Annotated in this window: 24 protein-coding genes and 1 pseudogene; 17 read left to right on the forward strand and 8 right to left on the reverse strand. The window is 52.2% G+C overall.

The genetic code is table 11. From position 1 onward, the window contains the following. Positions 1-52: 52 nt before the first annotated feature. The 4 genes from parC to KXD89_RS03515 all read left to right on the forward strand — a co-directional run bounded on the left by parC (position 53) and on the right by KXD89_RS03515 (position 7,099). Positions 53-2,311: a DNA topoisomerase IV subunit A gene (gene parC / locus KXD89_RS03500; RefSeq protein ID WP_001281881.1), complete on the forward strand. Its 2,259-nt coding sequence runs from the start codon at positions 53-55 to the stop codon at positions 2,309-2,311. A 233-nt stretch (positions 2,312-2,544) separates the two neighbouring features. Then, positions 2,545-3,282 (forward strand): 1-acylglycerol-3-phosphate O-acyltransferase, encoded by a 738-nt coding sequence (plsC, locus tag KXD89_RS03505; RefSeq protein ID WP_000965722.1) that lies wholly within the window; start codon positions 2,545-2,547, stop codon positions 3,280-3,282. Positions 3,283-3,356: 74 nt separating this feature from the next. Beyond that, positions 3,357-4,769, forward strand: a complete 1,413-nt coding sequence (gene ftsP, locus KXD89_RS03510; RefSeq protein ID WP_000059388.1) for a cell division protein FtsP — start codon at positions 3,357-3,359, stop codon at positions 4,767-4,769. Positions 4,770-4,879: 110 nt separating this feature from the next. Then, positions 4,880-7,099, forward strand: a complete 2,220-nt coding sequence (locus tag KXD89_RS03515; protein WP_000095187.1) for a YgiQ family radical SAM protein — start codon at positions 4,880-4,882, stop codon at positions 7,097-7,099. Positions 7,100-7,141: 42 nt separating this feature from the next. On the opposite strand, the gene yqhH is transcribed toward KXD89_RS03515, so the two are convergent. From yqhH to yqhD, 4 genes are all read right to left on the reverse strand, one after another. Next, positions 7,142-7,399 carry a lipoprotein YqhH gene (gene yqhH / locus KXD89_RS03520; protein ID WP_000848528.1) on the reverse strand — a complete coding sequence of 86 codons (258 nt, stop codon included), beginning with the start codon at positions 7,397-7,399 and terminating at the stop codon, positions 7,142-7,144. Between the two features lie 50 nt (positions 7,400-7,449). Beyond that, positions 7,450-8,376 carry a YbjP/YqhG family protein gene (locus KXD89_RS03525; protein WP_000691619.1) on the reverse strand — a complete coding sequence of 309 codons (927 nt, stop codon included), beginning with the start codon at positions 8,374-8,376 and terminating at the stop codon, positions 7,450-7,452. 199 nt (positions 8,377-8,575) lie between these two features. Then, the gene (gene dkgA, locus KXD89_RS03530) at positions 8,576-9,403 is read right to left on the reverse strand and encodes a 2,5-didehydrogluconate reductase DkgA (RefSeq protein WP_000013149.1); all 828 of its coding nucleotides are present in this window, start codon (positions 9,401-9,403) and stop codon (positions 8,576-8,578) included. Positions 9,404-9,507: 104 nt separating this feature from the next. Further along, entirely contained in the window at positions 9,508-10,671 is a 1,164-nt protein-coding gene (gene yqhD, locus KXD89_RS03535) for an alcohol dehydrogenase (protein ID WP_001058802.1), read from the reverse strand. A gap of 193 nt (positions 10,672-10,864) precedes the next feature. On the opposite strand from yqhD, the gene yqhC reads away from it, so the two are divergent. Further along, positions 10,865-11,764: a DNA-binding transcriptional regulator YqhC gene (yqhC, locus tag KXD89_RS03540; RefSeq protein WP_001407451.1), complete on the forward strand. Its 900-nt coding sequence runs from the start codon at positions 10,865-10,867 to the stop codon at positions 11,762-11,764. Positions 11,765-11,803: 39 nt separating this feature from the next. Here yqhC and yghB read toward each other — a convergent pair whose 3' ends face one another. Both yghB and metC read right to left on the reverse strand, forming a co-directional pair. Continuing rightward, on the reverse strand, positions 11,804-12,463 hold the full coding sequence (yghB, locus tag KXD89_RS03545) for a DedA family general envelope maintenance protein YghB (RefSeq protein WP_000268419.1): 660 nt from the start codon (positions 12,461-12,463) through the stop codon (positions 11,804-11,806). Between the two features lie 139 nt (positions 12,464-12,602). Beyond that, positions 12,603-13,790 carry a cystathionine beta-lyase gene (metC, locus tag KXD89_RS03550; protein ID WP_045152743.1) on the reverse strand — a complete coding sequence of 396 codons (1,188 nt, stop codon included), beginning with the start codon at positions 13,788-13,790 and terminating at the stop codon, positions 12,603-12,605. Between the two features lie 251 nt (positions 13,791-14,041). Between metC and exbB the strand changes: the two genes are divergently transcribed. Then, positions 14,042-14,776, forward strand: coding sequence for a tol-pal system-associated acyl-CoA thioesterase (gene exbB / locus KXD89_RS03555; RefSeq protein ID WP_000527844.1), 735 nt, complete (start codon positions 14,042-14,044; stop codon positions 14,774-14,776). Between the two features lie 6 nt (positions 14,777-14,782). After that, complete coding sequence (gene exbD, locus KXD89_RS03560; protein WP_001240712.1) at positions 14,783-15,208, forward strand: TonB system transport protein ExbD; 426 nt, start codon at positions 14,783-14,785, stop codon at positions 15,206-15,208. 271 nt (positions 15,209-15,479) lie between these two features. Here the strand turns inward: exbD and yghA are convergent, their stop codons facing one another. Next, entirely contained in the window at positions 15,480-16,364 is an 885-nt protein-coding gene (yghA, locus tag KXD89_RS03565) for an NADP(+)-dependent aldehyde reductase (RefSeq protein ID WP_000018760.1), read from the reverse strand. Positions 16,365-16,554: 190 nt separating this feature from the next. Between yghA and KXD89_RS03570 the strand changes: the two genes are divergently transcribed. Further along, entirely contained in the window at positions 16,555-17,049 is a 495-nt protein-coding gene (locus KXD89_RS03570) for a TIGR00645 family protein (RefSeq protein ID WP_000439331.1), read from the forward strand. Between the two features lie 39 nt (positions 17,050-17,088). Here the strand turns inward: KXD89_RS03570 and gpr are convergent, their stop codons facing one another. After that, on the reverse strand, positions 17,089-18,129 hold the full coding sequence (gpr, locus tag KXD89_RS03575; RefSeq protein ID WP_000262172.1) for an L-glyceraldehyde 3-phosphate reductase: 1,041 nt from the start codon (positions 18,127-18,129) through the stop codon (positions 17,089-17,091). Positions 18,130-18,285: 156 nt separating this feature from the next. Between gpr and yghX the strand changes: the two are divergent. The 9 genes and pseudogenes from yghX to hypA all read left to right on the forward strand — a co-directional run bounded on the left by yghX (position 18,286) and on the right by hypA (position 26,049). Next, a pseudogene (yghX, locus tag KXD89_RS03580) lies at positions 18,286-19,170 on the forward strand (YghX family hydrolase). A 118-nt stretch (positions 19,171-19,288) separates the two neighbouring features. Further along, positions 19,289-19,576, forward strand: a complete 288-nt coding sequence (yghW, locus tag KXD89_RS03585; protein WP_001059136.1) for a DUF2623 family protein YghW — start codon at positions 19,289-19,291, stop codon at positions 19,574-19,576. A 188-nt stretch (positions 19,577-19,764) separates the two neighbouring features. Continuing rightward, positions 19,765-20,883, forward strand: coding sequence for a hydrogenase 2 small subunit (gene hybO, locus KXD89_RS03590; protein WP_000145410.1), 1,119 nt, complete (start codon positions 19,765-19,767; stop codon positions 20,881-20,883). Between the two features lie 2 nt (positions 20,884-20,885). Continuing rightward, positions 20,886-21,872 (forward strand): hydrogenase 2 operon protein HybA, encoded by a 987-nt coding sequence (gene hybA, locus KXD89_RS03595; RefSeq protein ID WP_001081870.1) that lies wholly within the window; start codon positions 20,886-20,888, stop codon positions 21,870-21,872. Beyond that, positions 21,862-23,040: a Ni/Fe-hydrogenase cytochrome b subunit gene (gene hybB / locus KXD89_RS03600; protein ID WP_000017703.1), complete on the forward strand. Its 1,179-nt coding sequence runs from the start codon at positions 21,862-21,864 to the stop codon at positions 23,038-23,040. The genes hybA and hybB overlap by 11 nt, the downstream gene beginning before the upstream one ends. Then, complete coding sequence (hybC, locus tag KXD89_RS03605; protein WP_000083065.1) at positions 23,037-24,740, forward strand: hydrogenase 2 large subunit; 1,704 nt, start codon at positions 23,037-23,039, stop codon at positions 24,738-24,740. Before hybB ends, hybC begins: the two co-directional genes overlap by 4 nt. Beyond that, a complete protein-coding gene (locus KXD89_RS03610) occupies positions 24,740-25,234 on the forward strand; it encodes a HyaD/HybD family hydrogenase maturation endopeptidase (RefSeq protein WP_001221939.1) in 495 nt (164 codons plus the stop codon). The genes hybC and KXD89_RS03610 overlap by 1 nt, the downstream gene beginning before the upstream one ends. Beyond that, on the forward strand, positions 25,227-25,715 hold the full coding sequence (gene hybE / locus KXD89_RS03615) for a hydrogenase-2 assembly chaperone (RefSeq protein WP_000134014.1): 489 nt from the start codon (positions 25,227-25,229) through the stop codon (positions 25,713-25,715). Before KXD89_RS03610 ends, hybE begins: the two co-directional genes overlap by 8 nt. Beyond that, positions 25,708-26,049 (forward strand): hydrogenase maturation nickel metallochaperone HypA, encoded by a 342-nt coding sequence (gene hypA, locus KXD89_RS03620; protein WP_000544953.1) that lies wholly within the window; start codon positions 25,708-25,710, stop codon positions 26,047-26,049. The genes hybE and hypA overlap by 8 nt, the downstream gene beginning before the upstream one ends. Positions 26,050-26,052 lie beyond the last annotated feature (3 nt).

The following is a 26,052-nucleotide window of genomic DNA, read 5'->3' on the forward strand; positions in this document are numbered from 1 at the left end:
CGGCAATATTGCCCCTTTGAAGGCTGGCGAATAAGTTGAGGAATCAGAATTAATGAGCGATATGGCAGAGCGCCTTGCGCTACATGAATTTACGGAAAACGCCTACTTAAACTACTCCATGTACGTGATCATGGACCGTGCGTTGCCGTTTATTGGTGATGGTCTGAAACCTGTTCAGCGCCGCATTGTGTATGCGATGTCTGAACTGGGCCTGAATGCCAGCGCCAAATTTAAAAAATCGGCCCGTACCGTCGGTGACGTACTGGGTAAATACCATCCGCACGGCGATAGCGCCTGTTATGAAGCGATGGTCCTGATGGCGCAACCGTTCTCTTACCGTTATCCGCTGGTTGATGGTCAGGGGAACTGGGGCGCGCCGGACGATCCGAAATCGTTCGCGGCAATGCGTTACACCGAATCCCGGTTGTCGAAATATTCCGAGCTGCTATTGAGCGAGCTGGGGCAGGGGACGGCTGACTGGGTGCCAAACTTCGACGGCACTTTGCAGGAGCCGAAAATGCTACCTGCCCGTCTGCCAAACATTTTGCTTAACGGCACCACCGGTATTGCCGTCGGCATGGCGACCGATATTCCACCGCATAACCTGCGTGAAGTGGCTCAGGCGGCAATCGCATTAATCGACCAGCCGAAAACCACGCTCGATCAGCTGCTGGATATCGTGCAGGGGCCGGATTATCCGACTGAAGCGGAAATTATCACTTCGCGCGCCGAGATCCGTAAAATCTACGAGAACGGACGTGGTTCAGTGCGTATGCGCGCGGTGTGGAAGAAAGAAGATGGCGCGGTGGTTATCAGCGCATTGCCGCATCAGGTTTCAGGTGCGCGCGTACTGGAGCAAATTGCTGCGCAAATGCGCAACAAAAAGCTGCCGATGGTTGACGATCTGCGCGATGAATCTGACCACGAGAACCCGACCCGCCTGGTGATTGTGCCGCGTTCCAACCGCGTGGATATGGATCAGGTGATGAACCACCTCTTCGCTACCACCGATCTGGAAAAGAGCTATCGTATTAACCTTAATATGATCGGTCTGGATGGTCGTCCGGCGGTGAAAAACCTGCTGGAAATCCTCTCCGAATGGCTGGTGTTCCGCCGCGATACCGTGCGCCGCCGACTGAACTATCGTCTGGAGAAAGTCCTCAAGCGCCTGCATATCCTCGAAGGTTTGCTGGTGGCGTTTCTCAATATCGACGAAGTGATTGAGATCATTCGTAATGAAGATGAACCGAAACCGGCGCTGATGTCGCGGTTTGGCCTTACGGAAACCCAGGCGGAAGCGATCCTCGAACTGAAACTGCGTCATCTTGCCAAACTGGAAGAGATGAAGATTCGCGGTGAGCAGAGTGAACTGGAAAAAGAGCGCGACCAGTTGCAGGGCATTTTGGCTTCCGAGCGTAAAATGAATAACCTGCTGAAGAAAGAACTGCAGGCAGACGCGCAAGCCTACGGTGACGATCGTCGTTCGCCGTTGCAGGAACGCGAAGAAGCGAAAGCGATGAGCGAGCACGACATGCTGCCGTCTGAACCTGTCACCATTGTGCTGTCGCAGATGGGCTGGGTACGCAGCGCTAAAGGCCATGATATCGACGCGCCGGGCCTGAATTATAAAGCGGGTGATAGCTTCAAAGCGGCGGTGAAAGGTAAGAGCAACCAACCGGTAGTGTTTGTTGATTCCACCGGTCGTAGCTATGCCATTGACCCGATTACGCTGCCGTCGGCGCGTGGTCAGGGCGAGCCGCTCACCGGCAAATTAACGTTGCCGCCTGGGGCGACCGTTGACCATATGCTGATGGAAAGCGACGATCAGAAACTGCTGATGGCTTCCGATGCGGGTTACGGTTTCGTCTGCACCTTTAACGATCTGGTGGCGCGTAACCGTGCAGGTAAGGCTTTGATCACCTTACCGGAAAATGCCCATGTTATGCCGCCGGTGGTGATTGAAGATGCTTCCGATATGCTGCTGGCAATCACTCAGGCAGGCCGTATGTTGATGTTCCCGGTAAGTGATCTGCCGCAGCTGTCGAAGGGCAAAGGCAACAAGATTATCAACATTCCATCGGCAGAAGCCGCGCGTGGAGAAGATGGTCTGGCGCAATTGTACGTTCTGCCGCCGCAAAGCACGCTGACCATTCATGTTGGGAAACGCAAAATTAAACTGCGCCCGGAAGAGTTACAGAAAGTCACTGGCGAACGTGGACGCCGCGGTACGTTGATGCGCGGTTTGCAGCGTATCGATCGTGTTGAGATCGACTCTCCTCGCCGTGCCAGCAGCGGTGATAGCGAAGAGTAATATGCCGGGGAGGGCGCTGTTTCCTCCCGCTTGCAAGGAACGCCGGATGAAACGTTAAGTCGTCATCCGGCAGCGTATTCAACCCCCGGAAACGATAAAAATTCCCTTGAAACCGTTGTTTATTCATGCGTTGCGATTAACAATACGCTTTTCCAGAGAGCGGCTTTTAACAATGCCCTAACCTGATTTCAGGTGACGTACAATGCCAGTCTCTCAGACCTTCAGAGGGTGTTATGCTATATATCTTTCGTCTTATTATTACCGTGATTTACAGCATCTTAGTCTGTGTATTCGGCTCCATTTACTGCCTTTTCAGCCCGCGTAACCCGAAACATGTGGCCACCTTTGGGCATATGTTTGGCCGTCTTGCGCCGCTGTTTGGCCTGAAAGTTGAGTGCCGTAAACCTACAGACGCTGAAAGCTACGGCAATGCTATCTATATCGCTAACCACCAGAACAACTATGACATGGTGACAGCATCGAACATCGTGCAACCGCCGACGGTGACGGTAGGTAAAAAGAGCTTGCTGTGGATCCCCTTCTTCGGGCAGTTGTACTGGTTAACCGGCAACTTATTGATCGACAGAAACAATCGCACTAAAGCTCACGGCACCATTGCGGAAGTAGTGAATCACTTCAAAAAACGCCGTATTTCCATCTGGATGTTCCCGGAAGGAACCCGCAGCCGTGGTCGCGGCCTGCTACCGTTCAAGACTGGAGCATTTCACGCGGCAATTGCGGCGGGCGTCCCGATTATTCCCGTGTGCGTCTCTACAACTTCGAATAAGATTAATCTTAATCGACTGCACAACGGTCTGGTGATTGTCGAAATGCTGCCGCCAATTGACGTCAGTCAGTATGGCAAAGATCAGGTTCGTGAGCTGGCTGCCCATTGTCGTTCGATAATGGAACAAAAAATCGCCGAGCTCGATAAAGAAGTCGCAGAACGCGAAGCCGCCGGAAAAGTTTAAGTCGGCAATCTGTATTTTTGCGGGGAACACTTTCCTGCACGGTATTACTTTAGCCAGTTTTACATGGAGCAAATATGTCACTCAGTCGGCGTCAGTTCATTCAGGCATCGGGGATTGCACTTTGTGCAGGCGCTGTTCCCCTGAAGGCCAGCGCAGCCGGGCAACAGCAACCGCTACCCGTTCCGCCGCTACTTGAATCTCGCCGTGGGCAACCGCTGTTTATGACTGTACAACGTGCGCACTGGTCATTTACGCCAGGGACACGCGCGTCGGTCTGGGGAATCAATGGTCGTTACCTGGGGCCGACTATCCGCGTCTGGAAGGGCGACGATGTTAAGCTTATTTACAGCAACCGCCTGACAGAAAATGTCTCAATGACGGTGGCCGGGCTACAGGTACCAGGCCCGCTGATGGGCGGTCCGGCACGGATGATGTCGCCAAACGCTGACTGGGCACCCGTACTGCCCATTCGCCAGAACGCAGCTACTCTGTGGTATCACGCCAATACTCCCAACCGCACGGCTCAGCAGGTCTATAACGGCCTTGCCGGAATGTGGCTGGTGGAAGATGAAGTCAGCAAGTCGCTGCCTATCCCCAACCATTATGGTGTGGATGATTTTCCGGTCATTATCCAGGATAAACGGCTGGATAACTTTGGTACGCCAGAATACAACGAACCGGGAAGCGGCGGCTTTGTTGGTGATACGCTGCTGGTTAACGGTGTACAAAGCCCGTACGTTGAAGTCTCGCGTGGCTGGGTGCGCTTGCGACTGCTGAACGCGTCGAACTCTCGTCGCTATCAACTACAGATGAACGATGGTCGCCCGTTACATGTGATTTCTGGCGATCAGGGATTCCTGCCTGCTCCTGTATCGGTGAAGCAACTTTCGCTGGCACCGGGCGAGCGCCGCGAGATTCTGGTGGATATGAGCAACGGCGATGAAGTGTCGATCACCTGTGGCGAAGCGGCGAGCATTGTTGATCGTATTCGTGGCTTCTTTGAGCCATCCAGTATTCTGGTTTCTACCCTGGTGCTAACGCTGCGCCCAACCGGCCTTCTGCCGCTGGTCACAGACAGTCTTCCGATGCGCTTGCTGCCAACTGAAATCATGGCTGGTTCGCCAATTCGCAGTCGCGATATCAGTCTGGGTGATGACCCGGGTATTAATGGACAGCTGTGGGACGTCAACCGTATTGATGTCACCGCGCAGCAAGGAACGTGGGAACGCTGGACGGTACGCGCGGACGAGCCGCAAGCGTTCCATATTGAAGGCGTAATGTTCCAGATCCGTAACGTGAATGGCGCGATGCCGTTCCCGGAAGACAGAGGCTGGAAAGATACCGTTTGGGTTGACGGACAAGTGGAGCTGCTTGTTTATTTCGGTCAGCCTTCCTGGGCGCACTTCCCGTTCTACTTCAACAGTCAGACGCTGGAAATGGCGGACCGTGGCTCGATTGGGCAACTGTTGGTCAATCCGGTACCGTAATCTTCATACTCGCCCGAGGAGGGCGAGTATGGAATACCTTTCGATTTCTCTTTCGTTCCGGCTTATAATCCCCGGCCTTTGATTATTTTTTTATCATTTCTGGAAGCAAAATGAGCTCTATCTCCCTGATCCAACCGGATCGCGACCTGTTCTCCTGGCCGCAGTACTGGGCCGCCTGTTTTGGACCGGCACCGTTTTTGCCGATGTCTCGTGAAGAGATGGATCAACTTGGCTGGGATAGCTGCGACATCATTTTGGTTACTGGCGACGCGTATGTCGATCACCCAAGCTTCGGGATGGCGATTTGCGGTCGTATGCTGGAAGCGCAGGGCTTTCGCGTCGGGATCATCGCCCAGCCGGACTGGAGCAGCAAAGACGACTTTATGCGTCTGGGTAAACCGAATCTGTTTTTCGGTGTTACTGCTGGCAACATGGATTCGATGATCAACCGTTATACCGCCGATCGCCGTTTACGTCATGACGATGCCTACACGCCGGATAACGTCGCGGGTAAGCGCCCGGATCGCGCCACACTGGTTTATACCCAGCGTTGTAAAGAGGCGTGGAAAGATGTACCGGTGATCCTCGGCGGTATTGAGGCTAGTCTGCGCCGTACCGCGCATTATGATTACTGGTCCGATACCGTGCGCCGTTCCGTGCTGGTGGATTCGAAAGCCGACATGCTGATGTTTGGTAACGGTGAGCGTCCGCTGGTGGAAGTGGCGCATCGTCTGGCGATGGGCGAGCCAATTAGTGAAATCCGCGATGTGCGTAATACCGCGATTATCGTGAAAGAGGCGCTGCCTGGCTGGAGCGGCGTGGATTCCACCCGTCTTGATACCCCTGGAAAAATCGACCCAATCCCGCATCCGTATGGTGAAGATTTGCCGTGCGCGGATAACAAACCGGTGGCACCGAAAAAGCAGGAAGCCAAAGCCGTAACCGTGCAGCCACCGCGCCCGAAACCGTGGGAAAAAACCTACGTGTTGCTGCCTTCTTTCGAGAAAGTGAAGGGCGATAAAGTGCTGTACGCCCATGCTTCGCGTATTCTGCACCACGAAACCAACCCAGGCTGTGCCCGCGCATTGATGCAAAAACACGGCGACCGCTATGTGTGGATCAACCCGCCTGCTATTCCGCTTTCTACCGAAGAGATGGACAGCGTTTTTGCGCTGCCATACAAGCGCGTGCCACATCCGGCCTATGGCAATGCCCGTATTCCGGCTTACGAAATGATCCGTTTTTCGGTCAACATTATGCGTGGCTGCTTTGGCGGCTGCTCTTTCTGTTCTATCACCGAGCACGAAGGGCGCATTATTCAGAGCCGTTCCGAAGATTCGATCATTAATGAGATCGAAGCGATCCGCGACACCGTTCCAGGTTTTACGGGCGTGATTTCCGATCTTGGTGGGCCAACTGCCAACATGTATATGTTGCGCTGCAAATCGCCACGCGCTGAACAAACTTGTCGCCGTTTGTCGTGCGTTTATCCGGATATTTGTCCGCACATGGACACGAACCACGAACCAACGATCAACCTCTATCGCCGTGCGCGTGATCTGAAAGGCATTAAAAAGATCCTGATTGCCTCTGGTGTGCGTTATGACATAGCCGTAGAAGATCCGCGCTATATCAAAGAACTGGCGACCCATCACGTCGGCGGTTATCTGAAGATTGCCCCGGAACATACCGAAGAAGGGCCGTTATCGAAGATGATGAAGCCGGGCATGGGCAGCTATGACCGCTTTAAAGAGCTGTTCGATACTTACTCAAAACAGGCAGGTAAAGAGCAGTATCTGATCCCCTATTTCATCTCCGCGCACCCCGGTACGCGTGATGAAGATATGGTGAATCTGGCGCTGTGGCTGAAAAAGCACCGCTTCCGCCTCGACCAGGTGCAGAACTTCTATCCGTCGCCGCTGGCGAACTCAACCACCATGTATTACACCGGGAAAAACCCGCTGGCGAAGATTGGTTATAAGAGCGAAGACGTCTTCGTACCGAAGGGCGACAAACAGCGTCGTTTGCATAAAGCGTTGTTGCGTTACCACGATCCGGCAAACTGGCCGTTAATCCGCCAGGCGCTGGAAGCGATGGGCAAAAAGCATCTGATTGGCAGCCGTCGCGATTGCTTAGTGCCTGCGCCAACCATTGAAGAGATGCGTGAAGCTCGTCGCCAGAACCGCAATACCCGTCCGGCGTTGACGAAACATACGCCGATGGCGACCCAGCGTCAGACGCCTGCTACGGCAAAAAAAGCGTCGTCTACGCAATCTCGTCCGGTGAATGCTGGTGCGAAGAAACGGCCTAAAGCGGCGGTTGGACGTTAAAAAATATCCCCGGCAACTGACACGCTACCGGGGATTTTTTTATCATTCTGCGTACATACGCAAGCAGCGCAGGCAATCAAAATAGTCCTGAGCATCAAGACGCGTATTGGCTCTGTTAGCTTCGGATTTGGCAGCATAGATTTGTGGGCGTAGTGCTTTCATATCCTGCTCAAGCCGGGCGATTTTGGCATTTAATGTTTGCACATTGCTCGCCAGCTGATTGACCTTTTGCTCATTGACGCAGCCACTGAGCAAGCAGGTTGCCAGAACAACAGCTCCCACGGTGAAAATCGTTTTCATATAGTGTTCCCTTTTATTTATTGTTCCGGCTAATTGTTATTTAATTCAGCTCATTGCTTTAATCTGGCGGCAGTTTTTGCCTCAATCTGCTTAAGTAGGCTGCCGCTGTTCGGGCGGATAAAATCAGCGATTTCCCACTTGCCTTCGCGCCGCTGTAAAACCAGTTCTTGCTCTTCGTTGTTGCCATTGGTCAGCGTAAAACGAACATGAATGCGGGCGGAATCGGCGGTTTTCTCCAGGACTCGAATTTCATCAACGCGTGAAAATAGCGACTCTTCGCCAAAACAGATCGGATTGTCGTAAATAAATTGCCGTTCTATTTGCATATCTTCATCGGGATTATTGGCCGTCTTGAAGGTGGTTTTATAGAAGGCATTAACCGCCTGGCGGTAAGAGTCGGAAACCACCCACGTCCACGGCCAGCTATAATCAGCAATATGTTCAAAGAGTTCGGCAACAAAGGCTTCCGGCTGTTCTTTTTGCAACGAAGCTAAAGCGGCCAGCGTTTTTTCATTCTCGCTATTAACTGCTTGTAAGACGCTGCCATGATTGCTGACAATATCGTCAATGACCCAACGACCATTTTCCGCCACCATTTTCAGTGTCTGCGTGGTCTTTTCTTTATCATCTTTAAAGATACGAAAGCGCACAACGGCATCGGCATGATCGGCGTCAGTTTGGGTTATCGCAACGCTTTCTAGCACCAGATCGCCAAAATCCTGACAATCACAAACCGGATCATAATCCAGCCAGCCAATATTGCCCGGCAGCGTAAGATTGTCGTTCAGGGTAAGCGCCTGTTGAATACGCGCAGAAGTTATCGCCCGCTCTCCGGTTTCACCAAAATAAGGGGCAGTGGCATCTGATTTATAGTTCTGATAAATATGCCGGACTGTTTGTTCTACGGTCTGTGAGGGGGGCTGTGCGTGTACGGTAAAACTTGCCAGGGCTGCTAAAAACAGAAGTATTATTTTCATCTGTTTTTCACCTCTCCGTTGCGTTTATCCCGGATATAGATGAGTTGTTCTTTTAAGAGCTTCCGGCTCTGCATGATGATGTCCTTATATTTGGCATTCCTGAACAAGGAAGAGTAACAACGGGCGGGACGCGAGGGGAATAAATGATTTCTGAAAAGTCCGGTAGCGGAACATTACCGCCACCGGGAGAATTTGCATGTTAGCCGCCGAACTGGTCAGGATCGGGACCGAGACGCTTGCCCTGATCGAGTTTTGCAATTTCGCCGAGTTCGTCTTTGTCGAGACGGAAATCCCAGACATCAAAGTTTTCGGCAATACGTGAAGGTGTGACCGATTTCGGGATCACCACCAGGCCGCTATCCAGATGCCAGCGGATAACAATCTGCGCCGGGGTTTTGCCGTATTTATCTGCCAGATCGCGAATGACTTTCTGATCGAAAACGCCTTTCCCTCCTTGCGCTAATGGGCTCCAGGATTCGGTCTGGATTTTGTGTGTCGCGTTCCAGGCGTGTAGCTGGCGTTGTTGCATCAGCGGATGAAGTTCGATCTGGTTTATCACAGGCGTCACGCCAGTTTCATCAATCAGGCGTTGCAGGTGATGGATCTGGAAGTTGCACACGCCGATGCTTTTGATTAATCCCTCTTTTTGCAATTCGATCATGCCTTTCCATGCTTCGACATAATGGTCGATAGCGGGAACGGGCCAGTGCATTAAGTAGAGGTCGATATAATCAAGCTGGAGTTTTTTCAGGCTGTCGAGCAGGGCTTCGCGGGGGCGCTTGTGGTCGTCGTTCCACAGCTTAGTGGTGATGAACAGTTCTTCTCTGTTGACTGAGGCATTTTTCAGGGCTTTGCCGACACCTTCTTCGTTCTTGTAGGCCGCGGCGGTATCAATCGAGCGATAACCCACTTCTAACGCTTTTTGAATGGCGGTGATTACTTCCTCATTACTTGCTTGCCAGACGCCCAGTCCCAGCTGGGGCATGACATTGCCATCCTGTAGCTTAATAACGGTTGGATTAGCCATACGTTCCTCCTTTATATGAACTCACCGGAGCAGGCTCCGGTGAGGTGTTGTGAACTTAAGTCTGGACGAAATGCCCGAAAACGAAAGTTTGAGGCGTAAAAAGCTTAGCGGGCGGCTTCGTATATACGGCGGCTGACATCCAACGTAATGTCATGATTTTCGCCCAGTTGGGTCATGCCGTGCTCTTCCAGTTTTTTCAGCAAAGCCGGGATGGAGCTGCCGTCCAGACCGTAGTCGGAGAGGTGGGTCGGCACGCCTAATTGCTCAAAGAAATTGCGGGTTGCGGCAATCGCGGCGTCAATACGCTCATCATCGGAACCTTCAGTGATGTTCCAGACGCGTTCAGCATATTGCAGCAGCTTAGCGCGCTTGGTATCGCGTTTTTCATTCCACAGTGCAGGCAGGACGATAGCCAGTGTTTGCGCGTGATCCAGACCGTGCATCGCAGTCAGTTCGTGGCCCAGCATATGCGTTGCCCAGTCCTGCGGTACGCCAGCGCCAATCAAACCGTTCAGCGCCTGAGTCGCCGCCCACATGACGTTGGCGCGCACATCGTAGTTTTCTGGCTCTTTCAGGGCTTTCGGACCATCTTCGATTAGCGTCAGCAAAATGCCTTCTGCGAAACGGTCCTGAATTTTGGCATCAACCGGTTTGGTAACATACTGTTCCACGGTGTGTACAAAGGCGTCCACTACGCCGTTAGCCACCTGACGCGGCGGCAGGGTGTAGGTATAAACCGGATCGAGCACGGCAAATACCGGCTGAACATGGGCAGAATGGAACGCCTGCTTGTCGCCTGTGGTTTTACGGGAGATCACCGCGCCTGCGTTGGATTCTGAACCGGTTGCTGGCAGCGTCAGCACACAGCCCATCGGGATGGCGCTTTTAATCTCTTTACCGCCCGTTTGCAGAATGTGCCACGGATCGATATTTTCCGGATAGTTAGCCGCTGCGGCGATAAATTTGGTGCCGTCCAGTACAGAACCGCCGCCAACCGCCAGCAGGAAAGTCACTTTCTGTTCGCGAACCAGTTTCACGGCGTTCATCAGCGTTTCATAAGCCGGGTTTGGCTCAATACCGCCAAATTCCAGCACGTCCATGCCTTTCAGGGCATCCAGAACTTGATCGAGAACGCCGGTTTTTTTCACGCTGCCGCCGCCGTAGGTAATCAATACGCGAGCATCGTGAGGAATTTGTTCGCGTAAACCAGCGATTGCGCCTTTACCAAACAGAATGCGGGTTGGGGTGTGCAGATTAAAGTTGTTCATTACTTGCTCCCTTTGCTGGGCCAATATGAGGGCAGAGAACGATCTGCCTGATGTTTTTCATTGTGATCGCCAGCGCCCTGGCTCTCAATGCTCATTTCTGCCAATGTCTTGCCTATTTCTCCAGAGTGCTGGAGAAATGCTACAAAATTGCGCACAATCAAATTGCCGCATTATTCCTAAGAAATTACGCGATATGAAACGTGAAGAGATTTGCCGCTTGCTGGCGGATAAAGTTAATAAACTGAAAAATAAAGAAAATAGTTTGTCAGGACTGTTGCCCGATGTGCGTTTGTTGTATGGCGAGACGCCTTTCGCACGTACACCGGTGATGTACGAGCCTGGCATCATAATTCTCTTTTCCGGGCATAAAATCGGTTATATCAATGAACGCGTGTTTCGTTATGATGCCAATGAATACCTGCTGCTGACGGTGCCGTTGCCGTTTGAGTGCGAAACCTATGCCACGTCAGAGGTGCCGCTGGCAGGGTTGCGTCTCAATGTCGATATTTTGCAGTTACAGGAACTGTTGATGGACATTGGCGAAGATGAGCATTTCCAGCCGTCGATGGCAGCCAGCGGGATTAACTCCGCCACGTTATCAGAAGAGATTTTATGCGCGGCGGAGCGGTTACTCGACGTGATGGAGCGACCACTGGATGCGCGTATTCTCGGCAAACAGATCATCCGCGAAATTCTGTACTACGTGCTGACCGGACCTTGCGGCGGCGCGTTACTGGCGCTGGTCAGTCGCCAGACTCACTTCAGTCTGATTAGCCGCGTGCTGAAACGGATTGAGAATAAATACACCGAAAACCTGAGCGTCGAGCAACTGGCGGCAGAAGCCAACATGAGCGTATCGGCGTTCCACCATAATTTTAAGTCTGTCACCAGTACCTCGCCGTTGCAGTATTTGAAGAATTACCGTCTGCATAAGGCGCGGATGATGATCATCCATGACGGCATGAAGGCCAGCGCAGCAGCGATGCGCGTCGGCTATGAAAGCGCATCGCAATTTAGCCGTGAGTTTAAACGTTACTTCGGTGTGACGCCGGGGGAAGATGCGGCAAGAATGCGGGCGATGCAGGGGAATTAAATACGTTCCCGGTACAGCAACCGGGAACGGGGAAAATCGTCAGGCGTTACAGTATTTTTTTTTAATCACCACAAACAGCGTGCCTAACAAGCCAGCGGTTAACAAGGCAATTGGCAGGATCATCAGGAACGTCATTACCTGATCTTCATGGCGTTTAACGAACGGAATCATACTTAAGGCATAGCCAAAACTGGTTACCACGCTGACCCACAGCAATCCACTTAACCAGTTGAAAAACTGGAAGCGGCGGTTTGGCAGACCGGAAATTCCCGCCATGGTTGGCAGCAGCGTACGGACAAATGCAAGAAAACGTCCAGCCAGCAGCGCCAGCAGACCGTGGCGGTCAAACATGCAGGTGGCGCGCTGGTGATATTTAGCAGGAAGCTGTGCCAGCCAGCCTTTCACCGTTTTGGTATTCCCTAACCAGCGCCCCTGAATATAACTTAGCCAGCAGCCCAGACTTGCTGCGGCGGTCAGAATCGCAATCGTAGGCAGAAAATCCATAACCCCCTGGGCAATCAATGCGCCTGCCAGTATCAACAAGCTGTCGCCTGGCAAAAATGAGGCGGGCAGCAGGCCGTTTTCTAAAAACAGCGTGGCAAACATGACAAAGTAAACAACGCTAACAATATGAGGATCCGCCAGCGCGGCAAAGTCGTGTTGCCAGAGCGCAGCGATGATATCTTGAATAACAGCCATGGACTTTCCTGTGGAACAGCGTTTAAGCCTTTATCTGCCTATTGTACTCCTGAATCGTCCGGGACGCCTTGATCCCGGACGCAACAATTTAAGACTTTTCACAATAAAATGTCTGCAAAATTGTCCAAAAGTGGCAATGTTATACAATTCGCGCAAAACCGGCGTCCAGATCGGCAATCAGATCGTCGACATCTTCCAGACCAATATGCAGGCGAATCAAGGTCCCGCTAAAATCGATCTCGCCTTGTGGGCGAATGGCGGCGATATGTTCTGGTTGATTTGCCAGGATCAACGATTCATACCCGCCCCACGAGTAGGCCATGCTGAATAAACTGAAGTTATCCAGATAGTTCGCCAGCTCTTCATTATTGAGTTTTTTCTTAAGCACAAAGGAAAATAGCCCGCTGCTGCCTGTAAAGTCTCGTTTCCAGAATTCGTGACCTTTACTGCCAGGCAGAGCAGGGTGGTTAACTCGCGCAACTTGCGGATGTTCTGCCAGCCATTCAGCCACTTTCAGACTGCTTTCATGATGTTGACGCAAACGCACACCTAATGTGCGCAGGCCACGGCTGGTTATATAGGCGGTATCGGCATCGACCATCTGGCCCATCAGATAGGCATTTTCCCGTAGCTGCTCCCAGCAACGGGCATTGCACACGGCAGTGCCAATCATCGCATCTGAATGCCCAACCAGATATTTGGTGGCGGCTTGAATAGAAACATCGATGCCAAAATCCAGCGCCTTAAACAGCACACCGGCTGCCCAGGTGTTGTCGATCATAATGATGGCATCCGGCACCACACTGCGTACGGCGGCAACAATCGCCGGAACGTCGTGGACTTCCATGGTGATGGAGCCTGGCGATTCCAGAAACACGATTTTAGTGTTTGGCTGCAGATGCTTAACGATATCGGCACCAATCAGCGGATCAAACCATGATGTCGTTACGCCCAGTTTGCTGAGGATTTTGCTACAGAAATCCTGACTCGGTTCATAGGCGGTGTTGGTCATCAACACATGATCGCCCTGTTCGATAAAAGCAAGAATGGAATTAGCAACCGCTGCCGACCCGCAGGGAAATAGCACGCAGCCTGCGCCACCTTCCAGTTCACACATCGCTTGTTGTAAGGAGAAATGGGTTAACGTTCCGCGCCGTCCATAGAACAACTCTCCATTGGCGCGATTACGTGTCGCGTGTTTTTTGGCTTCTACACTGTCAAAGACCAGCGAAGAAGCGCGCTGAATCACGCTATTTACCGCGCCGAGAGTGTATTTTTTGCTGCGTCCTGCATTCACCAGTTGAGTATCAAGCTTTTTGTCCGCCATGTCGGGATTCCTGTTTTTATACGTCTGGATGTCTAAACTAGCATGAATATTCGCGGGCGCATCCTGAAGAATTGGCATAAAGCAGAAAATTTTCGCAAATGGCGTGCTGGTGACTTTTTTACTGCGTAAACGCAAGGAAAAGAAAGCAAAGGTACGGCAGTATGCAAATAGTAATGAGAACGACTATCAATTCGACGTCGTTTTGATATTATTATGCGCAGATTTTGTGACTTGCGTCCTGGAGATACACAGTGGGTAATAATTTAATGCAGACGGACCTTTCCGTCTGGGGTATGTATCAGCACGCCGATATTGTCGTTAAGTGCGTGATGATTGGGCTTATTTTGGCCTCCGTAGTCACCTGGGCAATCTTCTTCAGTAAGAGCGTAGAGTTCTTCAATCAGAAGCGTCGCCTTAAGCGCGAGCAGCAACTGCTGGCTGAAGCGCGTTCCTTAAACCAGGCCAACGATATCGCCGCTGATTTTGGTAGCAAAAGCTTAAGCCTGCATTTGCTCAATGAAGCGCAGAATGAGCTGGAACTGTCAGAAGGCAGCGACGATAACGAAGGTATTAAAGAACGTACCAGCTTCCGTCTGGAGCGTCGGGTCGCCGCAGTGGGTCGTCAAATGGGCCGCGGTAACGGCTATCTGGCAACCATCGGCGCGATTTCTCCGTTCGTTGGTCTGTTTGGTACGGTCTGGGGCATCATGAACAGCTTTATTGGTATCGCGCAAACGCAGACCACTAACCTGGCAGTCGTTGCGCCGGGTATCGCAGAAGCTCTGTTAGCAACGGCAATCGGCCTCGTGGCAGCGATTCCTGCGGTCGTTATCTATAACGTATTTGCACGCCAGATTGGCGGCTTTAAAGCGATGCTGGGTGATGTTGCAGCGCAGGTATTGTTGCTGCAAAGCCGTGACCTGGATCTGGAAGCCAGCGCCGCTGCGCATCCGGTTCGTGTCGCACAAAAATTACGCGCAGGATAATATCCGATGGCAATGCATCTTAACGAAAACCTCGACGATAACGGCGAAATGCATGATATCAACGTGACGCCGTTTATCGACGTGATGTTGGTTCTGCTGATTATCTTTATGGTGGCGGCACCGTTAGCGACGGTAGATGTGAAGGTGAACTTGCCTGCTTCTACCAGCACGCCGCAGCCGCGCCCGGAAAAACCGGTTTATCTGTCGGTGAAGGCAGACAACTCGATGTTTATCGGTAACGATCCGGTCACCGATGAAACAATGATTACGGCGTTGAATGCGTTAACCGAAGGCAAGAAAGACACCACCATCTTCTTCCGAGCGGACAAAACCGTCGATTACGAGACGTTGATGAAGGTAATGGATACGCTGCATCAGGCGGGTTACCTGAAGATAGGTCTGGTCGGCGAAGAAACCGCCAAAGCGAAGTAAAGTAGAATTGCCTGATGCGCTACGCTCATCAGGCCTACAAAATCTATTGCAACATGTTGAATCTTCGTGCGTTTGTAGGCCGGATAAGGCGTTCACGACGCATCCGGCATTAGGTGCTCAATGCCTGATGCGCTACGCTTATCAGGCCTACAAAATCTATTGCAACATGTTGAATCTTCATGCGTTTGTAGGCGGATAAGGCGTTTTCGCCACATCAGGTAAGAGTGAATTCACAATGATGCCCGGTTGCTTTTCACAACCGGGCATTTTTTTAACCTAAATGCTCGCCGCCGCACACGCCGTGCACTTCTGCGGTGACGTAGCTCGACTCCTGACTTGCCAGATAAACATATACAGGGGCCAGTTCCGCCGGTTGCCCCGCACGTTTCATCGGCGTTTGCTGACCAAACTGCGGGATCTTATCCTGCGTTTGTCCGCCGGAAATTTGCAGTGCTGTCCAGATCGGGCCTGGCGCGACAATATTCACCCGAATACCTTTCTCCGCGACCTGTTTTGCCAAGCCACGGCTGTAGTTCAGAATCGCCGCCTTCGTAGCCGCATAGTCCAGTAAATGCGGACTTGGCTGGTATGCCTGGATTGACGAAGTGGTGATGATACTTGCACCTTTCGGTAGCAGGGGGATCGCTTCCTGGGTTAGCCAGAACAGCGCGAAAACGTTAATGGCAAAGGTCTTTTGAAACTGTTCGCTGGTGAGGTCTGCAATATCCGGAATGGCAACCTGTTTCCCGGCGACCAGCGCCATAATATCCAGCCCGCCTAACGCCTTGTGCGCTTCGTGAACCAGCGAACGGGCAAATTTCTCATCGCTTAAATCGCCTGGCAGCAGAACGGCTTTGCGTCCGCATTCTTCAATGATCTTTTTCACATCCTGAGCGTCTTCTTCTTCCACGGGAAGATAACTGATCGCCACGTCAGCCCCTTCACGCGCGTAAGCGATGGCGGCAGCGCGACCTATTCCGGAATCGCCCCCTGTCACCAGTGCTTTACGATCTTTCAGGCGACCGCTACCAACATAGGTTTTCTCGCCGCAATCCGGTACCGGTGTCATCTTCGCCTGGATGCCTGGCGTCGGTTGTTTCTGTTTGGGATATTCACCAGTGTAATACTGCGTGGTCGGGTCTTTTAAATGAGACATCGTTTTTCTCCCTTCAGGTTCAACGTCCTTTAAGGGTAGACGTTCTCGATGCGTTGATAAGGGAACCAGGAAGATCCCTAAACCTCAGAATTATGCGACAAAGGTTTAACGTATATGTTGATTTGCTGTTGCGTGCTGTTTACTCAATTGCGATATACTGTTGCCCGTTTTAACTACACGACAGGAATGTATGGAACGTTTTCTTGAAAATGCAATGTATGCTTCTCGCTGGCTGCTTGCCCCCGTGTACTTTGGCCTTTCGCTGGCGTTAGTTGCCCTGGCGCTGAAGTTCTTCCAGGAGATTATTCACGTACTGCCGAATATCTTCTCGATGGCGGAATCAGATTTGATCCTCGTGTTGCTGTCGCTGGTGGATATGACGCTGGTTGGCGGTTTGCTGGTGATGGTGATGTTTTCCGGTTATGAGAATTTCGTCTCACAGCTGGATATCTCCGAGAACAAAGAGAAGCTGAACTGGCTGGGGAAAATGGACGCAACGTCGCTGAAAAACAAAGTAGCAGCGTCGATTGTGGCAATTTCTTCCATTCACTTACTGCGCGTCTTTATGGATGCGAAAAATGTCCCGGATAACAAACTGATGTGGTACGTCATTATCCATCTGACGTTTGTGCTTTCTGCATTTGTGATGGGCTATCTTGACCGACTGACTCGTCATAATCACTGATCTGATTCGGGCGCGGTTCGCGCGCCCGTTATTAACAGGTCATTTATCGGAAGACGCCTGCCACAGATTCAGCTCGCCATCGGCGATATGCTGATCAATCTGCGCCAGCTCCTTGGTGCTAAATGTCAGATTATTCAGCGCCTGCACGTTCTCCTCTAGTTGCTCCGCGCGGCTGGCACCAATCAATACCGACGTCACGCGATCATCTTTCAGCAACCAGCTTAACGCCATTTGCGCCATTGATTGTCCACGCTGCTGTGCCATTTCATTCAATAAGCGCAGGCTGTTGAGGTTGGCTTCGGTAAGCATTTTCGGTGTCAGACCACGAACTTTATTCCCTTCACGATGCATCCGTGAATCTTGCGGAATGCCGTTGAGATATTTTCCGGTCAGCAATCCCTGAGCCAGAGGAGTAAAGGCAATACAGCCCACGCCGTTATTTTGCAGGGTATCCAGCAGGCCGCTTTTATCCACCCAGCGGTTCAGTAAATTGTACGAAGGTTGATGAATTAACAGCGGAATTTTCCACTCGCGCAGCAACTCGACCATTTTTTGCGTCCGCTCTGGCGAGTAAGAGGAGATCCCGACATACAGCGCCTTACCGCTTTGTACCGCATGAGCCAGCGCAGAGGCGGTTTCTTCCATCGGCGTATTTTCATCGACGCGATGAGAGTAAAAGATATCGACATACTCAAGCCCCATACGCTTCAGGCTTTGGTCGAGGCTGGCGAGCAGGTATTTACGTGAACCGCCAGAGCCGTAAGGGCCGGGCCACATATCGTAGCCAGCCTTGGTAGAGATAATCAGTTCATCGCGATAAGCGGCAAAATCCTCCCGCAGCAGGCGACCAAAGTTCTCTTCTGCGCTTCCTGGAGGCGGCCCGTAATTGTTGGCTAAATCAAAGTGCGTAATGCCCAAATCAAACGCTTTACGCAGGATCGCACGCTGTGATTCCAGCGCGTTAACGTGACCGAAATTGTGCCATAAACCGAGCGATAACGCGGGCAGGCGTAAACCACTTTTTCCGCAATAGCGGTATTGCATCTGCCCGTAACGTTCGGGATTCGCTAACCAGACCATGACCTCTCCTTTCCACCGTTCAATTTCGAAACAATGTTTCTAGTTTAGCGATTCGCCAGCGCGTATCCCGTAGTCTGGCTCACAGAGTGACGAAAAACTGGGCAAAAATACGTGCTTATGCTTTGCTTAAAAAAACACCAACTGAGGAGTGCAACGATGCCGCGTTTAACCGCCAAAGATTTCCCACAAGAGTTGCTGGATTACTATGACTATTACGCTCACGGGAAAATCTCGAAACGTGAGTTCCTCAACCTTGCGGCGAAGTGCGGTAGGCGGGATGACGGCATTAGCGTTGTTTGATTTGCTCAAGCCAAATTATGCGCTGGCGACTCAGGTAGAGTTTACCGACCCGGAAATTGTTGCTGAGTACATCACGTATCCTTCGCCAAATGGTCACGGCGAGGTGCGGGGTTATCTGGTGAAGCCCGCAAAGATGAGCGGCAAAACGCCAGCCGTAGTGGTGGTGCATGAGAATCGTGGACTGAATCCGTATATCGAAGATGTGGCACGGCGAGTGGCGAAGGCGGGGTATATCGCCCTGGCACCTGACGGCTTAAGTTCCGTTGGAGGTTATCCGGGAAATGATGATAAAGGTCGTGAGCTGCAACAGCAGGTTGATCCAACAAACTGATGAATGATTTCTTTGCCGCAATTGAGTTTATGCAACGCTATCCGCAAGCGACAGGCAAAGTGGGTATTACCGGATTTTGCTATGGCGGTGGCGTATCGAACGCGGCGGCTGTCGCGTATCCGGAACTGGCCTGCGCGGTGCCGTTTTATGGTCGTCAGGCACCCACTGCCGATGTGGCGAAGATTGAAGCGCCTTTACTACTCCACTTCGCGGAACTGGACACCCGAATCAACGAGGGCTGGCCTGCTTACGAGGCGGCGTTGAAAGCCAATAATAAGGTTTATGAGGCGTATATCTATCCGGGGGTTAATCACGGATTCCATAATGATTCCACGCCCCGTTATGACAAATCTGCCGCCGATCTTGCCTGGCAAAGGACACTGAAATGGTTCGATAAATATCTCTCCTGATAGGTTTATCTCTTACGGGATTACGTCTTAAACAAGCATGAAAAAATAGCGTGCGCAAAAGTCGTTCTTTGCCTAAAATATCGCTATATATGACAATATATAGCGAATGAGGTGAACGATGAATAACCATTTTGGTAAAGGCTTAATGGCGGGATTAAAAGCAACGCATGCCGACAGTGCGGTTAATGTGACAAAATTCTGTGCCGATTATAAACGCGGTTTTGTATTAGGCTACTCACACCGGATGTACGAAAAGACCGGAGATCGCCAGCTTAGCGCCTGGGAAGCGGGTATTCTGACGCGCCGCTATGGACTGGATAAAGAGATGGTAATGGATTTCTTTCGTGAGAATAATTCCTGTTCTACGTTGCGCTTTTTTATGGCCGGTTATCGCCTCGAAAATTGATCAAACATACGTATTATCTTGCTTTAATTAATTACACTAATGCTTCTTCCCTTCGTTTTAGCGCCCCGCCGCAGTATCATGATATCGATAACCATAATAAATGTGTGGTAAATGGCGCATCGATCGCATTATTGATTTTGCGATTGAGGCAAAATATATGCCAGGTCTTCGCAACGGAATAACTATAAATGACTGGAGATAACACCCTCATCCATTCTCACGGCATTAACCGTCGTGATTTCATGAAGCTTTGTGCAGCATTAGCCGCCACCATGGGGTTAAGTAGCAAAGCCGCTGCAGAGATGGCCGAATCGGTTACTAACCCGCAGCGTCCGCCAGTTATCTGGATTGGCGCGCAGGAGTGCACCGGTTGTACGGAATCTCTGCTTCGTGCAACGCATCCAACGGTAGAAAACCTCGTACTGGAGACTATCTCTCTGGAGTATCACGAAGTGCTTTCCGCCGCCTTCGGTCATCAGGTCGAAGAGAACAAACATAACGCTCTCGAGAAGTACAAAGGGCAGTATGTGTTAGTGGTGGATGGTTCCATCCCATTAAAAGATAACGGTATTTATTGCATGGTTGCCGGTGAGCCGATTGTGGATCACATCCGCAAAGCGGCGGAAGGCGCAGCAGCCATTATCGCTATCGGTTCCTGCTCTGCGTGGGGCGGTGTTGCCGCAGCTGGAGTTAACCCAACTGGCGCAGTCAGCCTGCAAGAAGTTCTGCCAGGCAAAACCGTTATCAATATTCCGGGCTGCCCGCCGAACCCGCACAACTTCCTCGCGACCGTTGCGCACATCATCACTTACGGCAAACCGCCGAAACTGGATGACAAAAACCGTCCGACCTTCGCCTATGGCCGTCTGATTCACGAACACTGCGAACGTCGCCCGCACTTCGATGCTGGTCGTTTTGCCAAAGAGTTCGGTGATGAAGGCCACCGCGAAGGCTGGTGCCTGTACCACCTCGGCTGTAAAGGGCCAGAAACTTACGGCAACTGCTCAACGCTGCAATTCTGCGATGTTGGCGGTGTGTGGCCGGTGGCGATTGGTCACCCTTGCTATGGCTGTAACGAAGAAGGTATCGGCTTCCATAAAGGCATCCATCAGCTTGCCAACGTCGAAAATCAAACTCCGCGTTCACAGAAACCGGATGTTAACGCTAAAGAGGGCGGCAACGTCTCTGCAGGCGCTATTGGTTTGCTCGGCGGTGTGGTTGGGTTGGTTGCCGGTGTCAGCGTGATGGCGGTGCGTGAACTGGGTCGTCAGCAAAAGAAAGATAACGCTGACTCACGGGGAGAATAACCGTGAACAGACGTAATTTTATTAAAGCAGCCTCCTGCGGGGCATTGCTGACGGGCGCGCTGCCGTCTGTCAGTCATGCGGCTGCTGAAAACCGCCCGCCAATTCCGGGATCGCTGGGGATGTTGTACGACTCGACCTTGTGCGTAGGCTGCCAGGCTTGCGTCACCAAGTGTCAGGATATCAATTTCCCTGAACGTAACCCGCAAGGGGAACAGACCTGGTCGAACAACGACAAACTGTCGCCGTATACCAATAACATCATTCAGGTGTGGACCAGCGGCACAGGGGTCAACAAAGACCAGGAGGAGAACGGCTACGCGTACATTAAGAAACAGTGTATGCACTGCGTCGATCCGAACTGTGTCTCTGTGTGCCCGGTCTCTGCACTGAAAAAAGATCCGAAAACCGGCATTGTCCATTACGACAAAGATGTGTGCACCGGCTGCCGTTACTGCATGGTCGCCTGTCCGTACAACGTGCCGAAGTACGACTACAACAACCCGTTTGGTGCGCTGCATAAGTGCGAGCTGTGCAACCAGAAAGGTGTGGAACGTCTCGATAAAGGCGGTCTACCTGGCTGCGTAGAAGTGTGCCCGGCGGGCGCGGTGATTTTCGGTACGCGTGAAGAGCTGATGGCGGAGGCGAAAAAACGTCTGGCGCTGAAGCCTGGCAGCGAATACCACTATCCGCGTCAGACGCTGAAATCTGGCGACACTTACCTGCATACGGTGCCGAAATATTATCCGCATCTGTACGGCGAGAAAGAGGGCGGCGGTACTCAGGTTCTGGTACTGACGGGTGTGCCTTATGAAAATCTCGACCTGCCGAAACTGGACGATCTTTCTACCGGTGCGCGTTCCGAAAATATTCAACACACCCTGTATAAAGGCATGATGCTACCACTGGCTGTGCTGGCGGGCTTAACCGTGCTGGTTCGTCGCAACACCAAAAACGACCATCACGACGGAGGAGACGATCATGAGTCATGATCCACAACCGCTGGGCGGCAAAATCATCAGTAAACCGGTCATGATTTTTGGACCGTTAATCGTCATCTGTATGCTCCTGATTGTGAAGCGTCTGGTGTTCGGTCTGGGCTCTGTCTCTGACCTGAACGGCGGCTTCCCGTGGGGCGTGTGGATCGCGTTTGACCTGCTGATTGGCACCGGCTTTGCCTGTGGCGGCTGGGCGCTGGCGTGGGCGGTATACGTCTTTAACCGTGGGCAATACCATCCGCTGGTGCGTCCGGCGCTGTTGGCGAGTCTGTTTGGTTACTCACTGGGTGGCTTGTCGATCACTATCGACGTGGGTCGCTACTGGAACCTGCCGTACTTCTACATTCCGGGTCACTTCAACGTGAACTCGGTACTGTTCGAGACGGCGGTCTGTATGACCATCTATATCGGCGTGATGGCACTGGAGTTTGCTCCGGCACTGTTTGAACGTCTGGGGTGGAAGGTGTCGCTACAGCGACTAAACAAGGTGATGTTCTTCATCATCGCGCTCGGTGCGCTGCTGCCGACCATGCACCAGTCTTCAATGGGGTCGCTGATGATCTCGGCGGGCTACAAGGTGCATCCGTTGTGGCAGAGCTATGAAATGTTGCCGCTGTTCTCGCTGCTGACGGCGTTCATCATGGGCTTCTCGATTGTCATCTTTGAAGGTTCGCTGGTGCAGGCGGGTCTGCGTGGCAACGGTCCGGATGAAAAGAGTCTGTTTGTTAAGCTGACCAACACCATCAGTGTGTTGCTGGCGATTTTCATCGTGCTGCGCTTTGGCGAGCTTATCTATCGCGACAAGCTGTCGTTAGCGTTTGCCGGTGACTTCTACTCCGTGATGTTCTGGATTGAAGTCCTGCTGATGCTCTTCCCGCTGGTCGTTCTGCGTGTGGCGAAGCTGCGTAATGATTCCCGCATGCTGTTCCTGTCAGCACTGAGCGCACTGTTAGGTTGTGCAACCTGGCGTCTGACCTATTCGCTGGTGGCATTCAACCCGGGCGGCGGTTACGCCTACTTCCCGACCTGGGAAGAACTGTTGATTTCTATTGGTTTTGTGGCTATTGAGATTTGCGCTTACATCGTACTCATTCGTCTACTGCCGATACTTCCTCCTTTAAAACAAAACGATCATAATCGTCATGAGGCGAGCAAAGCATGAGCCAGAGAATTACTATTGATCCGGTAACCCGTATTGAGGGGCATTTACGCATCGATTGCGAAATCGAAAATGGCGTCGTTTCGAAAGCATGGGCTTCCGGTACCATGTGGCGCGGCATGGAAGAGATCGTGAAAAACCGCGATCCGCGCGATGCATGGATGATTGTGCAACGTATCTGTGGCGTATGTACTACCACTCACGCGCTGTCTTCCGTTCGTGCGGCAGAAAGTGCGCTGAATATCGACGTTCCGGTTAACGCGCAATACATCCGTAACATCATTCTGGCTGCGCACACCACGCATGACCATATTGTTCATTTCTATCAGCTTTCGGCGCTGGACTGGGTGGACATCACTTCTGCACTGCAAGCTGACCCAACCAAAGCCTCCGAAATGCTGAAAGGCGTTTCGACCTGGCACCTGAACAGTCCGGAAGAGTTCACCAAAGTTCAGAACAAGATCAAAGATCTGGTTGCCAGCGGTCAGTTGGGTATTTTCGCTAATGGCTACTGGGGTCATCCGGCGATGAAACTGCCGCCGGAAGTGAACCTGATTGCGGTAGCGCACTACCTGCAAGCGTTGGAGTGCCAGCGTGACGCTAACCGCGTCGTGGCGCTGCTGGGCGGTAAAACGCCGCACATTCAGAACCTGGCGGTAGGTGGTGTCGCGAACCCGATCAACCTCGACGGTTTGGGCGTGCTGAACCTTGAGCGCCTGATGTACATCAAGTCTTTCATCGACAAACTGAGCGACTTTGTTGAGCAGGTTTATAAGGTTGATACCGCAGTTATTGCCGCGTTCTACCCGGAATGGCTGACACGCGGTAAAGGTGCGGTGAACTACCTGAGCGTGCCGGAATTCCCGACCGACAGTAAAAACGGCAGCTTCCTGTTCCCGGGCGGCTACATTGAGAATGCGGATCTGTCCTCGTATCGTCCGATCACTTCTCATTCCGATGAATACCTGATCAAAGGCATTCAGGAAAGCGCGAAGCACTCCTGGTATAAAGACGAAGCGCCGCAGGCACCGTGGGAAGGCACCACCATTCCGGCTTATGATGGTTGGTCTGACGACGGGAAATATTCCTGGGTGAAATCACCGACTTTCTACGGCAAAACGGTAGAAGTGGGGCCACTGGCTAATATGCTGGTGAAACTGGCGGCAGGTCGCGAATCTACCCAGAACAAACTGAATGAAATCGTTGCGATTTATCAGAAACTGACTGGCAACACGCTGGAAGTGGCACAGCTGCACTCCACGCTGGGCCGTATTATTGGTCGTACCGTTCACTGCTGTGAATTGCAGGATATCCTGCAAAACCAATACAGTGCACTGATCACCAATATCGGCAAAGGCGATCACACCACCTTTGTGAAGCCGAACATTCCGGCAACGGGTGAATTCAAAGGTGTTGGCTTCCTCGAAGCGCCGCGCGGTATGCTCTCTCACTGGATGGTTATTAAAGACGGTATCATCAGCAACTACCAGGCGGTTGTTCCATCAACCTGGAACTCTGGTCCGCGTAACTTCAATGATGACGTCGGTCCTTACGAGCAGTCGCTGGTGGGTACACCGGTTGCCGATCCGAATAAACCGCTGGAAGTGGTGCGTACCATTCACTCCTTTGACCCGTGCATGGCCTGTGCGGTACACGTAGTGGATGCTGACGGCAACGAAGTGGTTTCAGTGAAGGTTCTGTAATGCGTATTTTAGTCTTAGGGGTCGGCAATATTTTGCTGACCGATGAAGCCATCGGTGTGCGGATTGTCGAAGCGTTAGAGCAACGATACATTCTGCCGGATTATGTTGAGATCCTCGATGGCGGCACGGCGGGAATGGAGCTGCTTGGCGACATGGCAAATCGCGATCATTTGATTATTGCGGATGCCATTGTCTCGAAAAAGAACGCGCCGGGAACGATGATGATCCTGCGGGATGAAGAAGTTCCGGCGTTGTTTACCAACAAAATCTCTCCGCATCAGCTTGGCCTGGCCGACGTCTTGTCGGCCCTGCGCTTCACCGGCGAGTTTCCGAAAAAGCTGACCCTGGTCGGCGTGATCCCGGAATCGCTGGAGCCACACATCGGCTTAACGCCGACGGTTGAAGCAATGATTGAACCTGCGCTTGAGCAGGTTCTGGCTGCGCTGCGTGAATCTGGCGTGGAAGCCATCCCACGGGAGGCGATTCATGACTGAAGAGATAGCAGGTTTCCAGACCTCCCCGAAGGCGCAAGTACAGGCAGCGTTTGAAGAAATTGCCCGGCGTTCGATGCACGATCTCTCTTTTCTGCATCCTTCAATGCCGGTGTATGTTTCTGATTTTACGCTGTTCGAAGGTCAGTGGACGGGGTGTGTGATCACCCCGTGGATGCTGAGTGCAGTTATCTTCCCCGGCCCGGATCAACTCTGGCCGCTGCGCAAAGTGAGTGAAAAAATTGGTCTGCAACTGCCGTATGGCACTATGACCTTTACCGTTGGCGAACTGGACGGTGTTTCGCAATATCTCTCCTGTTCGCTGATGTCGCCGCTTTCGCACAGCATGTCGATTGAAGAGGGCCAACGCCTGACGGATGACTGCGCACGAATGATCCTTTCGCTGCCAGTCACGAATCCGGATGTACCACACGCAGGGCGTCGCGCCCTGCTGTTTGGTCGCAGGAGTGGCGAAAATGCATGAGTTGTCTCTTTGCCAGAGCGCCGTTGAAATTATCCAACGGCAGGCGGAGCAGCACGATGTTAAGCGCGTCACCGCCGTGTGGCTGGAAATTGGCGCGCTCTCCTGCGTTGAGGAGAGCGCCGTCCGTTTTAGTTTTGAAATTGTCTGCCACGGAACGGTGGCGCAAGGGTGCGATTTACATATCGTCTATAAACCCGCCCAGGCTTGGTGCTGGGATTGCAGCCAGGTGGTGGAGATTCATCAGCACGATGCGCAGTGTCCGCTCTGTCACGGCGAGCGGTTGCGTGTCGATACCGGCGATTCGCTGATCGTCAAAAGTATTGAAGTTGAATAACCG

Origin of the sequence: Escherichia sp. TC-EC600-tetX4, from assembly GCF_019356055.1 — a bacterium.
Lineage (GTDB): Bacteria > Pseudomonadota > Gammaproteobacteria > Enterobacterales > Enterobacteriaceae.

Bases quoted from the DNA above. Each gene is read 5' to 3' on its own strand.
- KXD89_RS03515 (WP_000095187.1), top strand. From the start codon at position 4,880: ATGAGCTCTATCTCCCTGATCCAACCGGATCGCGACCTGTTCTCCTGG.
- yqhH (WP_000848528.1), bottom strand. From the start codon at position 7,399: ATGAAAACGATTTTCACCGTGGGAGCTGTTGTTCTGGCAACCTGCTTG.
- KXD89_RS03525 (WP_000691619.1), bottom strand. From the start codon at position 8,376: ATGAAAATAATACTTCTGTTTTTAGCAGCCCTGGCAAGTTTTACCGTA.
- yghA (WP_000018760.1), bottom strand. From the start codon at position 16,364: ATGTCTCATTTAAAAGACCCGACCACGCAGTATTACACTGGTGAATAT.
- gpr (WP_000262172.1), bottom strand. From the start codon at position 18,129: ATGGTCTGGTTAGCGAATCCCGAACGTTACGGGCAGATGCAATACCGC.
- hybB (WP_000017703.1), top strand. From the start codon at position 21,862: ATGAGTCATGATCCACAACCGCTGGGCGGCAAAATCATCAGTAAACCG.
- yghW (WP_001059136.1), top strand. From the start codon at position 19,289: ATGAATAACCATTTTGGTAAAGGCTTAATGGCGGGATTAAAAGCAACG.
- dkgA (WP_000013149.1), bottom strand. From the start codon at position 9,403: ATGGCTAATCCAACCGTTATTAAGCTACAGGATGGCAATGTCATGCCC.
- parC (WP_001281881.1), top strand. From the start codon at position 53: ATGAGCGATATGGCAGAGCGCCTTGCGCTACATGAATTTACGGAAAAC.
- metC (WP_045152743.1), bottom strand. From the start codon at position 13,790: ATGGCGGACAAAAAGCTTGATACTCAACTGGTGAATGCAGGACGCAGC.
- hybE (WP_000134014.1), top strand. From the start codon at position 25,227: ATGACTGAAGAGATAGCAGGTTTCCAGACCTCCCCGAAGGCGCAAGTA.
- exbD (WP_001240712.1), top strand. From the start codon at position 14,783: ATGGCAATGCATCTTAACGAAAACCTCGACGATAACGGCGAAATGCAT.
- hybC (WP_000083065.1), top strand. From the start codon at position 23,037: ATGAGCCAGAGAATTACTATTGATCCGGTAACCCGTATTGAGGGGCAT.
- ftsP (WP_000059388.1), top strand. From the start codon at position 3,357: ATGTCACTCAGTCGGCGTCAGTTCATTCAGGCATCGGGGATTGCACTT.
- plsC (WP_000965722.1), top strand. From the start codon at position 2,545: ATGCTATATATCTTTCGTCTTATTATTACCGTGATTTACAGCATCTTA.
- yqhD (WP_001058802.1), bottom strand. From the start codon at position 10,671: ATGAACAACTTTAATCTGCACACCCCAACCCGCATTCTGTTTGGTAAA.
- KXD89_RS03570 (WP_000439331.1), top strand. From the start codon at position 16,555: ATGGAACGTTTTCTTGAAAATGCAATGTATGCTTCTCGCTGGCTGCTT.
- yghB (WP_000268419.1), bottom strand. From the start codon at position 12,463: ATGGCTGTTATTCAAGATATCATCGCTGCGCTCTGGCAACACGACTTT.
- hypA (WP_000544953.1), top strand. From the start codon at position 25,708: ATGCATGAGTTGTCTCTTTGCCAGAGCGCCGTTGAAATTATCCAACGG.
- KXD89_RS03610 (WP_001221939.1), top strand. From the start codon at position 24,740: ATGCGTATTTTAGTCTTAGGGGTCGGCAATATTTTGCTGACCGATGAA.
- yqhC (WP_001407451.1), top strand. From the start codon at position 10,865: ATGAAACGTGAAGAGATTTGCCGCTTGCTGGCGGATAAAGTTAATAAA.
- hybO (WP_000145410.1), top strand. From the start codon at position 19,765: ATGACTGGAGATAACACCCTCATCCATTCTCACGGCATTAACCGTCGT.